Here is a 14,722-nt window from a genome sequence, read left to right as displayed (position 1 = left end):
TATGCGATTATTTAATGTTTTACTATTGCTTCCTTTTCTTATACAATTTAGCAATGCTCAAGAAATCAAAGTGATTAGTGCTTCCGATAAGCATCCGATACCTAATGTTACTATCTATAATATAGAAAAGACCAAAAGCACATTAACTAATTTTGATGGCGTAGCTAATATTTCACTTTTTGAACCGAAAGAGATTCTACATTTTGCTCACCTTTCGCATTTACCAAGCACGTATTCAAAAGAAAGTATCCTTGAAAATAAAAGTATAGTTACATTACTAGTAGATGAAAATCAACTTTCTGAAGTTGTAATTTCGGTAAGCAAATGGCAAGAGGATAAGAAAGATGTTGTTCAAAGAATTGTGAGTATTTCTGAAGAAGATATCGCTATAAATACACCACAAACATCTGCCGATTTATTACAGAATACTGGACAAGTATACGTACAAAAAAGTCAACTGGGTGGTGGGAGTCCAATTATAAGAGGCTTTGCAACAAATCGTTTATTAATTGCAGTTGATGGTGTACGCATGAATACCGCTATTTTTAGAGGAGGAAATGTACAAAATATTATATCCATTGATCCATTTAGTATTCGAAGTACCGAGGTTATTTTAGGACCGGGCTCTGTAGTTTACGGTAGTGATGCGGTAGGAGGTGTTATGAATTTTTACACACTTAAACCTTCCTTTTCAGACAAAGGAAACCCCCTCATATCGGGTAAATCCACTGTACGTTATGCCACTTCAAATAGTGAAAAAACGGGTCATGTGGATGTAAACTTTGGATTTAAGAAATGGGCTTTTTTAAGTAGTATCAGCTATTCTGATTTTGATGATCTTAAAATGGGTTCACACGGTCCAGATGATTATCTGCGCCCAGATTATATTGATACTAATACAGGTATTGATATACTCACTCTAAATTCTGATCCAGAAACACAAATTTTTACAGGCTATAATCAGATTAACTTTTTGCAAAAAGCACGTTTTATGCCTAATCCACGTTGGAATTTTGATTTGGGTCTTATCTATACGACAACCTCGGACTTTCCTAGGTATGATCGCTTGATTCGCCGTAGGGGTGAGGATTTGCGATCAGCAGAATGGTACTATGGTCCGCAACGTTGGTTAATGGGTAATGTACTAATAACTCATAAAAATACTTCAAAATATTACGATTCTGTACAGTTTACAGCTGCCTATCAAATGTTCGAAGAGAGTAGGAATGATCGGGATTTTGAGTCTAGCGCACTTTCAAAAACAAAAGAGCATGTAGATGCGTACTCAGTAAATATTGATTTTGAAAAAAAAATGAATTCGGCAACTTTATTTCATTATGGAGCAGAGTATATTTTGAATAATGTAAACTCAAAGGGATATTCTCTAGATATCGATACGAATAATGAAACACCAGCAGCTTCAAGGTATCCAGATGGAAGCAGTTGGCAATCTGCGGCAGCGTACCTAAGCTTAAAATATAAGTTTAATACTAATGTAAGACTGCAAACTGGTGTTCGTTATAACTATGTAATGGTTAGATCTACATTCTCTGATCAATTTTATGAGTTTCCTTTTGATCAAGCAAATATTGATACAGGTGCATTGACAGGAACAGCAGGTATTAGTTGGTTGCCTAACGACCTATTGCAATGGAAACTAAATTTTTCGACTGCATTTAGAGCTCCAAATATTGATGACATTGGTAAAATTTTTGATTCAGAACCAGGATTTGTAGTAGTCCCTAATCCTAATTTAAAAGCAGAGTATGCCTATAATGGAGAGCTAGGTTTGACAGTAACTCCATCAAAAAAATTGACCTTAGACTTAGCTACATTTTATACGCATTTAGATGATGCTTTGGTTCGAAGAGATTTTAATTTAAATGGAGCGAATCAAATCGTGTATAATGGAGAGTTGAGTAATGTGCAAGCTATACAAAATGCAGCATATGCCAAAATCTATGGATTTGAAGCAGGGCTTCGCTATCAATTTGCCTCTAATTTTACATTTATTTCTCAATATACATTTACTGGGGGAGAAGAAGAGTTAGATAACGGTGATACAGCACCTTCACGACATGTCGCACCACAATTTGGAACCACCAAACTTACCTATGCCAAAGATAAAATCCGTTTTGATTTGTTTACAAATTATAATGGTTCATTCTCATATGATCAACTATCCCCATCTGAGCAAAGTAAGGCTTATTTATACGCCTCAGATAGCAACGGAAATCCATATGCTCCATCATGGTATACCTTTAATGTTAGAGCAAATTATGAGATTTTTAAAGGGTTACAGCTGACTTTGGCTGTTGAGAATATTACAGATCAGAGGTATCGTACCTATTCTTCTGGAATTACTGCGGCTGGTAGAAATTTTATTTCATCTCTTAATTATGTGTTCTAAATTATGACTAGTCTTACGACCAGTTTATTTATTTTTGATATTGATGGCACCTTAACAGACAGTGTGTCAATGTATTTAAAAGTCGTTACACAGGCCTTAGAAAATTTGGGTATTACAAAATATCGATACTGATTATAATAATTATAAACATCATACAGATAGCTATGCGTTACGGTATAATTACAAACGTAGTTTTAGTAAAAATCCACCAATAGATTTATTAACTCGGTTTGAGTTAGGTATAATCACAGCTATGAAAACCGTTAATCGAACTAAAGAAATTGTTGGAGCAAGAGCAATGATAGAATCTTTAAGGCAAAACAAAGTGCCTTTTAGTTTTGCAACGGGTGCATTACCAAAACCAGCAATAGCCAAATTGCAACAGTGTGATATTTGGTATGATGAAGCTTTATTAGCAACATCCAAAACACATGAGTCGCGTGAAGGATTTGTAATGGATGCTATCGTTCGAGCAAAAAGATACTATAATAGGAATAATTTTGATAGAATTATATCTGTGGGTGATGGTGTATGGGATATGAAAACAGCTCATAATCTCAATTTAGATTTTGTGGGAATAGGCAGTAAATATGCTTCCTATTTCAAAAATAATGGAGTGAAAGAATGCTATGAAGATATGAATACGTTCTCTAGAACTCTTATGTCAAAAACTTAGTTTAATTTTAGAATAAAGTTGGTTTCGAATTTTTGTTTTAAAGCAGTTACTTCGGATACATTTTCATTCGGAATTGTAATTGATAACACGTAATGCTTTATTTTCCATCCAGTTTGGGTAGCTATAACAATACCGCTTCCTCTGCATATTCCCATTTGAGTAGACAAAAGCTCATCAAACCATCCATATTGTTTATTTTCACTTACGTATACGGCTCGTTTGAGATTCGTAAAACTCCAAGCTTTTCCTTTGTCAAAATAGGGTTTGGCAAATGTTTTGAATGCTTCTAGTTGCCAATTTTCTGAAGGATCTGTTCCGATAAAAACTGCATCATCTGTCATGAGATTAAAATATCCTTTATAATCGGCATTAGCAGCTGCTTCATGCCATTGATCTATCATTGTACTTATATTTTTTTCTATTGCTAATGGTTTTACTACTTGTGCGGTAACGCTAAGGGATATGCTAAAGGTGCATAGCGATAGCAAGATAATTTGTACATATTTCATAATCGATCGTATATAGTAATTTAATCTTCGCCTAGTAATTCCTTTTGAATATTATCTGGAATTGCAAGTGAGAGTTCATTAAGTTGAATTATCAAGCTATTGTAGGCTTTAATAAGTCTCGTATTCGCCTCAAGTAATTTTTCTTCTGTTACCATTTTTTTTTCTGACCAGTGGCGCAGTAATGCGGTTTCTGTTTCTAAGACTGTTAATCGTGAGGAAATTGCTCGGGTGTTGAGATCGTTGGATATATTTTCTCTCAATGTGTTTACTGCAAGGTCTGTAGTATCCGTATATTTTTGTATATAAAATGCATTCGAATTTTTCATCATTTTGATCAAATTACTTAGGGTTTGCAAATCGTCAAAATTTTTCAAATTTTCTTGGGCTTGGGGCGATAATAGTAGTAAATCTTGAGTGATTTTTTTATTAGAAAGACTATCAAGAAGTGGAAGCTTATTTATTTTTTTATCTTCATTGTGGTTAGAAGTATTGCGTTTTGTACAATTTGTACATGCCATAGTAATGGCACATAAAATAAAGATAGTAAACTTAAGGTTTTTCATAACGAAAATTTGAAATGCCTCAAAAATACAGCTTAAAAAGGGATAATAAAAAAAAGCTTGGTGATACCTAAGTATACCAAGCTTTTTACCCTTTAATAATTACTAGATATTATGCATAATACCAAGCTCCGTCACGATATACAACTTCTCTCCATCCATTTGAAGAGGAGTAGTAATACCATGTATCGTTAGAACGATAGACCCGTAAACCGTTAACAGTGTAATACTGACCATTTACATAGATAGGTTCGCCGCCTCCACTAGGGTACATTTGCGCTATTCCCTGCAAATCATTAGATGATAATGCATTGCGTTGTACCGAGTAAGAACTACCGTCTTTTTTTGTTATTGTAGGTTGTCCGTTTTTAGAAAACGAATTAGGTCCATACATCATAATTGAACCAAAATCTAAGGTGTTTGTATACTCATCTCCATCACGCCCTCTTTGCACATAGGTTTGAAAATTATTTTCTTTACCTGCCTGAATGTTATTAAAGTTTATTGTGATGTATTGATCACGATCTGCGCGACTTTGCTCATGCCATAACCCTATAGCATGTCCGATCTCGTGAATAGTGTTACCAGTACTACATCCACTAGCAAGATTAATTGTTTGGCGTCCACCAACCATTCCTACACTAGAGGAACAACCACTGCCTGATTGAAAGTATATATAATTAGACTGATTAGTACGTTCAACAAATTTCAGGTTAGTATTATTTTCCCAGCTTGCGATTGCATTGGTGACACGTGCCTGATTCGGTAAGTTACTCGCAATTTCATAATAAACGGTATTATTTGGCCATCTACCAGAGGTGCGACCTACACTTTTGCCTACTTGTGGAAACTCACCGTTCTCCAGGACAGCCTTTGTATCCTTAGATGTAATCATATCTTGAGGGATTATGATGTCTCCTTCAAAGATGTAGTTACCTTCAACATTTTCGTAAGAAATTGGTAATCCCAAAAAATATCCTTCGGTTACTGTTCCTGACTTATCAAAATATGCTCGTTCTGCGTCTTGAAAGGTTTCTTTTTCATTGTGCAGTGCTTCCTGCTCAATAAGATTTTCATCTTTTGAGCATGCAATCGTAGCCAAAGCTGCCGACAGCATAATTAAAGAATTTTTAATTTTCATGAGTTTGTATTTAAGTTATGATAGCAATAACTTAAATATTCCATATTTAGTATATTATAAAAGTGAAAATTGAATTGTTTGTCAGATCTTTCCTAAGCCTGGGTAAGTTGATGGATAGAGAACTCCTTTTTTTAAGGTAAATAATTCTCCGAACGGATCATTACTCATGTCCAAATGTCCATCGAGATCGGCATAATGGATATTGGGTCTAGAAAGTGCAAAATGCAAGCCTGCAGAGATACCTAAGCGGCATTCGTCAATACATCCAATCATTACATCGAGATTTGCAGATTTGGCTACAGAGCTAATGTGTTTTGCTTCCAAAATACCACCCACTTTCATCAACTTAATATTAACCATATCGATGCGTTGATTTTGTGCTAACCTAAAAGCATCCTTTAGGGTTTTGATACTCTCATCGGCCATTACTGGTATCGTAACTTGTTGGGTAACTTCACCAAGCTTTTCTTCTTTTATAATAGGAAGCGGTTGTTCAAAAATCTCAATATCTACAGTTTTAGTTCTTTTTACAAATGCAACAGAATCGTTTACGGTATATCCTTGATTTCCATCAAAACGTAGGGATACGTGAGGAAATTTTTCGCGTATTTTAATCATTTTTTCGATATCCTGTTCAACGTCTAAACCTCCTTTGACTTTAATAATATTAAAACCTTGTTCTACAAATTGCGTTGCTTCTTTCAGTGTGTCTGTGACAGAAAGTATTCCTATGGTGATACTGGTTGCTATATATTCTCGATAGCCTCCTAAAAATTGATATAATGGAATATTCAATTTACGAGAAATAAGGTCGTGCAATGCAATATCAACCATAGCAAGTGCAGAGGAGCTGCCTTTCATTACCAATTTCAGATCTTCCAGAATTTTTACAGTTAAAAAGGGATTTTTTCCGATTAAATAGGGAATTATGATAGTCTTTATTGCGGTTTCTACCTGATCTGGTGTCTCTCCAGTGACAACACTATCTGGTGCCGCACAACCGTACCCAATGGTTGTGGTGTTTGTTTCAATTTTCAGAATAAAATTGGTAGCCTTGGCAACAGTTTCGTACGCAATTATATAAGGCGTAGCGAGATTGATATCTAAGCGTTCGTATGATACTTGTGTAATTTTCATTAGTATTAGAGGATGAGATCTTGAATTGAGAATTGATACGCGCAATTGATAGTTTGAGTACTCAATTTTTTATATAAGTTTTGAGAATTTCAACGAGTTCTTTTGAGCCGTTTGCTAGGACATCAAAAGCAGGTAAACCTGTTTCTCTAGTTATTGTTTTGCAAGTTGAATCAATCTCGTGAGGTTCCATTTTTTCATGATTTACCGTAATAGCGATAACTTTGCGGCCAGAAATGATCTCTATAGCGTTAATTTGCTCTTGTAAACTGTGTAGTTTATAACCAGGAAAACCATCATACTCTATACGCTTAGGTGCATGTTGCAGGATTACATAGTCAGGACGGCCAGCAGCAAGAATCTCGAATCCACCTGGATACGCTGGGTTCATTAAACTGCCTTGCCCTTCGATCACGATTACATCAGGACGTTCTTCTTTCCATGCGCTCACTACAGCATGTTCAATTTCGCCAGAAACAAAATCATTGATACAACTATCCATGATCATACTATATTTTGCTCCTTGCATCCAAGCAGTTTGACCAGTGCCTATCATTTGAGCAGTAACTCCCGAATCTCTTAGTCCATGAACAAGTAACCAAGAAGTCGTGCGTTTACCTATGGCTGAGTCTGTACCTAGAACAGCGAGTTTTAAACTTTTGACTTGTTCGATTTCACCCGAAAAAAAGTGAAGTGTGTCTCTATCGGGAGTTTTTCTAATATCTCTAATTCTACAATTATTAGCTTGTGCAACTCTCATTATGTCGTTGTCATTACTCAAAAAATCGTGAAGTCCGCTATCAACATTCCAACCCATTTCTAATGCTTTTTTGATGGTGTTTTTAGCTTCGATTGGTAATCGACCACCATCTGGAGCAAGTCCAATTACTAATGAGCTTGGACAGTTATTAGTGTTTGTTAGCTTTTTTACTGCAGTATCAATTGTTTTAAAAACCGGAATTCCGTTAGGGATTCCATCCAGAACTTCTCCAGCATCCTGATCAGCATACGTATTGTCTATTACACCAACAATATCATATCGTTCTGTAAAGCGTATAAGGCCATGTGCTGTTTTGCCGTTGGGTGTGTTGAAAGCACCTTGGCAATACACAAGTGCTTTTCCATCTATTGATTGTTTCATGATTTAATTTATCTAAGTTGAAAGATGTTTTATTTAGTTAAAAAATATTTGATTGGTAGCTATCGGGGATTACTTAATATTTTGCTGTGAGGACAGCTACAAATCGGTCTGGTTCAAAATTTAGGTGTTCGTGCATTTCCAAAAGTCCAATAAGGCCTGCTGTAGATGCTGGTAATATTTTAAAAGATTCTTTTTTCAAAAGATAGGAACTCATCTCTCTCATTTTTTTGTCACTTATATTAAATGCATTTCCGCCAGATTCGCGTATAGCATATAAAGCTTCGTTACCGTCAAAGCTGTGCCAATTTATTAAAGGCTCATTGTACTTGGTTTCTCTTATACTTAAAGGATCGAGGTCTACACAATGATCGAGTCCTTGTTTAAAAGATTGTATAATAGGATTTTTATGCGTTGAGGATGCAGCAATCATCTTTGGAACACGCGAGGTTTTCCCTCGTTTATATAAACTTATAAAGCCGCGATAAATTCCAGCAAACAAGGTGCCGTTAGAAACAGGAGCGGCACAATACTTGGGTGCATCACCTAATTCTTCAAAAATTTCGAAAGCTATTTGTGAATACGCCATGATTTGAAGTGGTGTGTTATCCCCGCCTGGATTGGCATCATACCATTGATTTTCAATAGCAAATGCACTACTAGTTTTAACCACATCCTCATAACTACCAGGTAGCCGTATTATTTGAGCACCGAGAGTCGTCATTTCTGCGATACGTTCGGTATGATATGTTTCTGGAATAAATATCTTACAAGAGATACCTGCAAGATCTGCAGCTAGTGCCATTGCTACGCCATAATTACCACAGGTTGCTAATGAAACTGTTTCAAAACCTCTACGTAGTGCATCATATACTTGCGCAAAAGCAATTCGATCTTTTTGGGTTCCTGTAGGGTTATTGCCCTCATATTTAATGAATATTTGACGAATATTAAATTCTCGTTCTAAAGTTTTAGCACGATGCAAGCTTGTATCTCCTACTTCAATATTAATAATATCCTCAAAAGATTCTAGTCTATCTACTAGGGTTTTGCTATGATCTTTAACCAATTTACTTAACTCGGTAGTCTCGATAGCTACTTTATTTATAGCTGTTTTAACGCCATCTTTTAGATTCATCTGTGTGAGCTTGATTTATTGTAAAAGCTACTACAAAAGAATGAGATTGTTTAATTTGGGATATACAATTAATTGTTAAATGTGATAGTATTTTTTCTGTTCAGACTAACCAGAATATTTGCATAAACACAACAATTGGTATTGATCCAACACAAGCCTTGATATGACTTGACACGAAAGAGCTAAACGCAAAAAAGTCCAACATTGCTGCTGGACTTTTGCTCCCCCTCTTGGGCTTTATGTGTAACAAGTAATGTGATGTGAAACAGATAGTTACATTTGTTTTGGTTTTAGGGTGTGCCTAAAAGCATGCCTTTCATATTGTGTCACACATCTTCATACTTCTTATCTGCTAGTATTAAATATACATAATTAGGCTTTAAATGATACTCTATAATTAAGTGATACGCTGAATCCTGCCAAGTCTTATGTAACTTGGTTAAATCCTCATTAGAATCTAATGTTTGTTTTCCATACTTATTTTCTAGCTGTGTAGTTAATTGTATAAATTCTACTACAGGATTAAAACATTTAAAAACTACCTCAACTTTAAACAGAATGTCTAGATTGAAGTATAGATAAATATGTTGTACTGTGAGGCCACATAAATCTGTAATATCTTCCTTTGAATATTTATACTTATCATATAACCTAGTTACTTCTATAAAATCCAAGTCAAATTCCCAATTCTCATAAGGCATACCTAATTTAAATGGCAGTTCTTCAAGATTCATAAAAATTGGGTATAAAAAAACCACCTACAAATTTGAGGTGGTCTACTTTTAATAATTTAAAATTTATTCGCTATAATACATTTTAGGTGTTTTTAATTTTTTTACTGCTTCTTTTCCTTCCTGAGCACTTAACATTTCAAAATTAACTCTAGCATAGTTAAAACCCATTTTTGGAATTAGTCTCAAATAATATGTTTTACCTTTTTGAGCATTAATTGTGTAGACTCTTTCTGTTTCAGCTTGAGCTATAATTTTATGCTCTTCAGGTGTTACATCAAAGCACAAATAGCTCTTTGGTCCTAATGAACCCATTTGATTATCCTTGGAATTATCAAAAACATTGAATTTCACAAAACCTCCAAAGTTTCCAGTTCTAACAATATATATTCTTGCTTTATCAGATTCTAAATCTTCATCTTGTGTAAACTTCTTAAACTGTTTTGTTGATGCACAAGATGCAACTAGAATAGCTAATAATGCTATTAGGTTTAATTTTAATAGGCTTTTCATTTCTTTAATTTTTAGTATTGAAATATTTAAGGTATAAATGTAAAAGTGTAAGTAGTACCATCTTCCTTGATACTTAAAGTTGAGCCATTGATAACTCCTGTAACATCACATTCTAAAAATACAAATCCATTGTTATTACACTGACCAGTGAAACTAAAAGTAACATTGGGTTTATCATATGTAAAAGTTCCATATATATCTTCATTATAAAATTCACCACTACCAACATCATAGAAAGGATGATTAAGTCTTACCTCATCATTTACAGAGAAATATATAAAATAACTTCTGTCAGGTTCATCATGTCCCCATTCAGTTTGATTGATGGAATCTGGTGTAGTAATACTTCCTTCATTATCATCTTTTGAACAATATGTTATAAATACAAGCGTAATTAATAAAAGGGGTAGTCTAAATAGGTTTCTCATAGTATAAAGGGTTTAATTATTTTTCCTTCGAGGCTTTAAGTAATCCTGCTAACAATCTAATAACCAAACTTTGATTTAATTCTTTCTTATAGGTTAAAAAGGAGGTGATTTACTTATAAGAATTTGGAGATCTTTAAGTCATATTCATCTTGACTTATGACACCAGACTTTAAGGCTCTTTTGTATTTTTCCAATTCAGTTGTGTTAGTATTGTTTTCACTAATTTTATTCAGCAAGTCATCAAAATAGCTCCAGTACTCTTGTTTAATCTTGTATTCTTTTTGTTTATCCTTGTTGCTATTAGATTTAATTGCTTTGAATGAAGCTATTTTTTCTTTTACCTCCTGGTTTAGCGTAATAAATTCGGGCTTTGATGTATTTGGTATTTTATATATAGCTTTACTTATACCTAAAGCAATTAATGCAGAATGGAACTCTAACAATCCTAATATGTACCAGAGTATAGAGCTTCTGTTTTGCTGTGCAGCTTTTTTACTAACATAACTAGCCATTATTAATTTTATAATAAAACCAGTAAGACCTATTATCCCATAGTTGCTTTTACCATTTTTTAAAAACTCTGTTAACAAATAGAATAATAAAAGGATTACAAAAAAGTAACCTACTGAAGCAAAAATCAAATGATAATTGTTTTGATATAATTTCTTAATAGTTCCTCTACCTTCAACAAATGCTATTAGAGCATAGGCTATTGTAAAAAATATAATGGCTATTAAGAAGGATGTAATAATCTGTTCCATAGAGATAAAATTTAACCTGTCATATATGGCATTAAACTAATGCAATGTAATCACTTCTTTTGATATTGCCAAATATGACAACATTGGAAGAGCTTGAATTAGAAAATATTAAAACTGAATTACTCCAGAATGTTGGAAAAAATATCCAAAGAATAAGGGAGAATAGAGGCTTATCTCAAGTTGATTTGGCAGGTAAAATGATGGGTAAATTTGACACTACAAATATATCTCGCATAGAATCTGGTAGAAATAATCCCACTTTGTTTACCCTTTTTAGAATTTCTGAAGCACTAGAGGTGACACTACCAGAATTACTATGCTTTGATACACCATAAATCACAATTTGGCTATTAGGTAGTTTTGCTTTTCAATCCCGCATTATTCTGTTATTCCTACTAGAACAAAATAATATTACAACATTCCACACATGGATTCAGTAGAATTTGGCTATAGTAGTATATCTATCAAATAACATTAGAGATAAAAAAGTAATATTTATGACTCTTTTATGCATATTCACAGACACGCGAATTTGCAAAGTTTGCAGAATATGCAATTATTGCAAAAACTACTACCATAATAGAGAACTGACAATGGATTATGTTTTTCCATTGTCAGCTAGACTGTAGTAACCCTCCTTTGAAATAATCAAATGATCTAGTAGAATTAAATCAACTGCTTTACAGGCTTGTATTAGTTTTTGAGTAATTTGTATGTCCGCATTACTTGGCACTAATGTACCAGTAGGGTGATTATGGATAAGCACAATAGAAGAGGAATGTGTTTTTAATGCTACGCTTAATATAATTTTAATATCTACTATACTTTGCGCAATTCCTCCTTTTGATAATTGGTAAATTCCTAAAACAACGTTAGCTTTATTTAGTAGAATAACTTTTACCTCTTCTTGAAATTCTATAGTATCCATATCCCAGTGTGTTAAAGCAACTTTGTAGGCTATCTCACTTTTAGATATCTTTATACAGTTCCTATTAGAATTAGAATAGGATACTTTTATTTCTGAAACTCTCATAGTATAATGCACTATTTAAATTTTTCTTGATCATTTATAAACTGATATAGTATAAATACCATGTCAAGAAAAATAAAACGTCCATTCTCAGTACCAATAGTATATATAAGCACCAATTATGGACGTCAAATTATTAATTAAACTCCTTATTCAGCTAATTGTGAAGCTCCATTTTGTGAAAACATAGAAGTGTCTGCCATTAATTCTTCTATAGCTTTATCTTCTTTAGATGGTTGCTCTTCTCTAGGGACAAACACCCATCTATGCATTAAGATTAATTCTTCTCCTGTTTCTTTGACTACATAAGTATATGGCTCTACTTCTTTCTTTACCACATTACCAGGCATTTCTGAACCTATGAGAGCTTGACAAGTAGCCTCATCAAAAGTTGAGGTAATGAATGCTTTCTTAGCTGTAGCATAATATTGCCCTGTTTCTTTAGACAAAACCATTTCAATACCTCCTTGTAATTCTAAAAGGAAAAACGTAGTTCCATCTTCTCTTTCTCTTTGTTTATAATTGATAATTCGTACCATTTTAATAATTTTTGAGTTGAATAAAATCACTTCATTACTACTGCTAAACCAAAGTAATTGCAACTTTCACCTAGAATTAGATGGCATGGCAGATAATGAAAGAACTAGTCCTTATAGACTAGCCCAAATAAGTGAGGGTATTAAGTGGGGGGAGTGAGGAAAAAATTAAAGTGTAAATTCTATAGCCTCTGAGTCACTTGAACACTTATAACTTTAGTTAGATAAATTTTATAAGTAAGATTTACTAACCTCTAAGAGATCATACTATACAACTATCAAACTGCAAAGTCTTTAAAATTAAAGATGAATAAATACTGCCTCAAAAAAAAACTAACTTATATAGAATAGGCGGGGGGAGTTTGAAATTCCAAACAAGGGGGGGTACTTTGTGTAGGGTCATTTACACATAAATATTTCATTTTCAAATTTTTATCAAAAAAATTCTTATATTGACAAGTACTGACAAGTTAAATCAATGCAAGTTATGAATTTAGGTAGTTTAATAAAAAATGAAAGAGAAAAAAAAGATTTGCTTATGAGACAACTGGCTTCACTTGTAGATGTGGACACTTCAATGATAAGTAAAATAGAGAATGGATATAGAAGCCCAACTAAAGAACAAATTAATAAGATTGCATCTGCATTAGGAATAGATAATAAAATGCTTTTATCAATATGGTACGCTGAAAAGATTTATGAAGATATTAAAGATGAAGATGATGCATTGGATATATTAAAATTAGCAGAAAAAAAAGTAAAAGAAATAAGAAATGTCTGATTCAGCAAAGGGGTCTTTTTCTGGGTATCTTTTTCAATTTGAAAGAGCATTACTACTTCTTTCAGATTTAGAAAGTGACTCTGATTATATATCTATTGAAAATGTAGATGATATTGCTACACATAAGACGGATGGAACTGTTTTGATTACAGACCAATCTAAACATAGTATTTCAGAAAGTGGAACTACTTTTGGGGACACTACTTATGCTCTTTGGAGAACTTTACAACTTTGGGTTGAAAAAACAGAGAACAAGATATTTGACAATAACACTATTTTCATTTGTTCAACTAACAAACCTATTTCAAAAAACTCATTACTTCACTTTATCTGTAATAATGATTTTAATATGGTCAAAGAAAAGATTTTAGAATTAAGAACAGAGCAAATAGAAAAGCTATCAAAAACAAGGGGAAAAAATAAAAATAAAGGTAAATCTATTGAATCGATATTAAAACTTATAAATTTTATAATCAAGAAATTTGACATTTTTGAAGTTATTCAGCCTTCAATTGAAATCAAAGATAATACAAACCTTAAAACAGATATTTTAAATAGGTTACACTTAAACTCCAAGCATATTTCAGAACTCCAACAAAATAATATTTATGAAGGAATGTTGGGATGGTTAACATCTAATAGTTTAAAACTGTGGAGAAACGCAGAAACTGCTGAATTCAGAAAAATGGAAATGAATAACAAATACCAATCCTTAATCAATAGGCCATCTATTGTTAATGCTTTGTTTAGAGTAAAAAGTAGTTTCTCCATAAATAATGAAGAAATTGAAGCTAAAAAAGATGAGCTTTTTGTTAAACAAATTGAATTGTTATCAAGAAAAGAAGATGCAAAAAACAGGATTATAAAAAAAGCTATAGAGGACTTTATACGATACGAAATTGAACATACTTATATTATCAATGAACAAGGTGATTTTACAAAAGAAGATTTTAGCAAGTTTATAGATTCTTGTTTTGAAGAATGGCAATCATATTTTGATGATAAAGTAATTTTTGAATCTTCAAGATATACAGAGGATGAAAAAAATGAATTAGCTATTGAAGTTTATGGACATATAATGAATAGGTTAAAAATAAATTTTAATAATGATTATAAATTCAATACTGACAATATTTATATTAAAAATGGCAGTTTTTTAAAACTATCTAATATCCCAAAAATAGGATGGCATCCGGACTGGAAAGAAAGATTTAAAGACTCTAAACATCAATAATT

At 33.0% G+C, this 14,722-nt stretch carries 18 protein-coding genes; 6 read left to right on the top strand and 12 right to left on the bottom strand.

The features are described from left to right. Window position 1 precedes the first annotated feature (1 nt). The 3 genes from ACE939_RS12440 to ACE939_RS12430 all read left to right on the top strand — a co-directional run bounded on the left by ACE939_RS12440 (window position 2) and on the right by ACE939_RS12430 (window position 3,086). Complete coding sequence (locus ACE939_RS12440) at window positions 2-2,410, top strand: TonB-dependent receptor domain-containing protein (protein WP_378185911.1); 2,409 nt, start codon at window positions 2-4, stop codon at window positions 2,408-2,410. Window positions 2,411-2,413: 3 nt separating this feature from the next. Further along, the gene (locus ACE939_RS12435; protein WP_378185910.1) at window positions 2,414-2,542 is read left to right on the top strand and encodes a hypothetical protein; all 129 of its coding nucleotides are present in this window, start codon (window positions 2,414-2,416) and stop codon (window positions 2,540-2,542) included. A 121-nt stretch (window positions 2,543-2,663) separates the two neighbouring features. Then, window positions 2,664-3,086: an HAD family hydrolase gene (locus ACE939_RS12430; RefSeq protein ID WP_378185908.1), complete on the top strand. Its 423-nt coding sequence runs from the start codon at window positions 2,664-2,666 to the stop codon at window positions 3,084-3,086. Here ACE939_RS12430 and ACE939_RS12425 read toward each other — a convergent pair. From ACE939_RS12425 to ACE939_RS12380, 10 genes are all read right to left on the bottom strand, one after another. After that, window positions 3,083-3,595: a nuclear transport factor 2 family protein gene (locus ACE939_RS12425; RefSeq protein WP_378185907.1), complete on the bottom strand. Its 513-nt coding sequence runs from the start codon at window positions 3,593-3,595 to the stop codon at window positions 3,083-3,085. The two genes, ACE939_RS12430 and ACE939_RS12425, sit on opposite strands and share 4 nt — an antisense overlap. Window positions 3,596-3,615: 20 nt before the next feature. After that, window positions 3,616-4,158, bottom strand: coding sequence for a hypothetical protein (locus tag ACE939_RS12420; RefSeq protein ID WP_378185906.1), 543 nt, complete (start codon window positions 4,156-4,158; stop codon window positions 3,616-3,618). Between the two features lie 109 nt (window positions 4,159-4,267). Beyond that, on the bottom strand, window positions 4,268-5,296 hold the full coding sequence (locus ACE939_RS12415; RefSeq protein WP_378185905.1) for a M12 family metallopeptidase: 1,029 nt from the start codon (window positions 5,294-5,296) through the stop codon (window positions 4,268-4,270). A gap of 81 nt (window positions 5,297-5,377) precedes the next feature. Continuing rightward, complete coding sequence (locus tag ACE939_RS12410; protein WP_378185904.1) at window positions 5,378-6,433, bottom strand: mandelate racemase/muconate lactonizing enzyme family protein; 1,056 nt, start codon at window positions 6,431-6,433, stop codon at window positions 5,378-5,380. A 61-nt stretch (window positions 6,434-6,494) separates the two neighbouring features. Then, window positions 6,495-7,571: a DUF1611 domain-containing protein gene (locus ACE939_RS12405; protein WP_378185903.1), complete on the bottom strand. Its 1,077-nt coding sequence runs from the start codon at window positions 7,569-7,571 to the stop codon at window positions 6,495-6,497. A gap of 73 nt (window positions 7,572-7,644) precedes the next feature. Next, window positions 7,645-8,706, bottom strand: coding sequence for a pyridoxal-phosphate dependent enzyme (locus tag ACE939_RS12400; RefSeq protein WP_378185902.1), 1,062 nt, complete (start codon window positions 8,704-8,706; stop codon window positions 7,645-7,647). A 326-nt stretch (window positions 8,707-9,032) separates the two neighbouring features. Next, on the bottom strand, window positions 9,033-9,440 hold the full coding sequence (locus ACE939_RS12395; protein WP_378185901.1) for a hypothetical protein: 408 nt from the start codon (window positions 9,438-9,440) through the stop codon (window positions 9,033-9,035). Between the two features lie 63 nt (window positions 9,441-9,503). Further along, window positions 9,504-9,950, bottom strand: a complete 447-nt coding sequence (locus ACE939_RS12390; RefSeq protein ID WP_378185900.1) for a DUF2846 domain-containing protein — start codon at window positions 9,948-9,950, stop codon at window positions 9,504-9,506. A 26-nt stretch (window positions 9,951-9,976) separates the two neighbouring features. Then, entirely contained in the window at window positions 9,977-10,378 is a 402-nt protein-coding gene (locus tag ACE939_RS12385; protein WP_378185899.1) for a hypothetical protein, read from the bottom strand. A gap of 113 nt (window positions 10,379-10,491) precedes the next feature. Beyond that, window positions 10,492-11,139 (bottom strand): hypothetical protein, encoded by a 648-nt coding sequence (locus ACE939_RS12380; RefSeq protein WP_378185898.1) that lies wholly within the window; start codon window positions 11,137-11,139, stop codon window positions 10,492-10,494. A 74-nt stretch (window positions 11,140-11,213) separates the two neighbouring features. Between ACE939_RS12380 and ACE939_RS12375 the strand changes: the two genes are divergently transcribed. After that, the gene (locus tag ACE939_RS12375) at window positions 11,214-11,474 is read left to right on the top strand and encodes a helix-turn-helix domain-containing protein (protein ID WP_378185897.1); all 261 of its coding nucleotides are present in this window, start codon (window positions 11,214-11,216) and stop codon (window positions 11,472-11,474) included. Window positions 11,475-11,737: 263 nt separating this feature from the next. Here the strand turns inward: ACE939_RS12375 and ACE939_RS12370 are convergent, their stop codons facing one another. Both ACE939_RS12370 and ACE939_RS12365 read right to left on the bottom strand, forming a co-directional pair. Beyond that, window positions 11,738-12,067, bottom strand: a complete 330-nt coding sequence (locus ACE939_RS12370) for a JAB domain-containing protein (RefSeq protein ID WP_378185896.1) — start codon at window positions 12,065-12,067, stop codon at window positions 11,738-11,740. Window positions 12,068-12,318: 251 nt separating this feature from the next. Beyond that, window positions 12,319-12,708: a hypothetical protein gene (locus ACE939_RS12365; RefSeq protein WP_378185895.1), complete on the bottom strand. Its 390-nt coding sequence runs from the start codon at window positions 12,706-12,708 to the stop codon at window positions 12,319-12,321. Window positions 12,709-13,192: 484 nt separating this feature from the next. On the opposite strand from ACE939_RS12365, the gene ACE939_RS12360 reads away from it, so the two are divergent. Further along, complete coding sequence (locus ACE939_RS12360; protein ID WP_378185894.1) at window positions 13,193-13,486, top strand: helix-turn-helix domain-containing protein; 294 nt, start codon at window positions 13,193-13,195, stop codon at window positions 13,484-13,486. Continuing rightward, complete coding sequence (locus tag ACE939_RS12355) at window positions 13,479-14,720, top strand: ABC-three component system protein (RefSeq protein ID WP_378185893.1); 1,242 nt, start codon at window positions 13,479-13,481, stop codon at window positions 14,718-14,720. The genes ACE939_RS12360 and ACE939_RS12355 overlap by 8 nt, the downstream gene beginning before the upstream one ends. Window positions 14,721-14,722: the final 2 nt, after the last annotated feature.

This window comes from Aquimarina rhodophyticola, assembly GCF_042434915.1.
In the GTDB taxonomy this organism is placed as follows: Bacteria; Bacteroidota; Bacteroidia; order Flavobacteriales; family Flavobacteriaceae; genus Aquimarina.
Note: the sequence above shows the minus strand (reverse complement) of the source record. Positions and strands in the feature narration are given on the sequence as shown.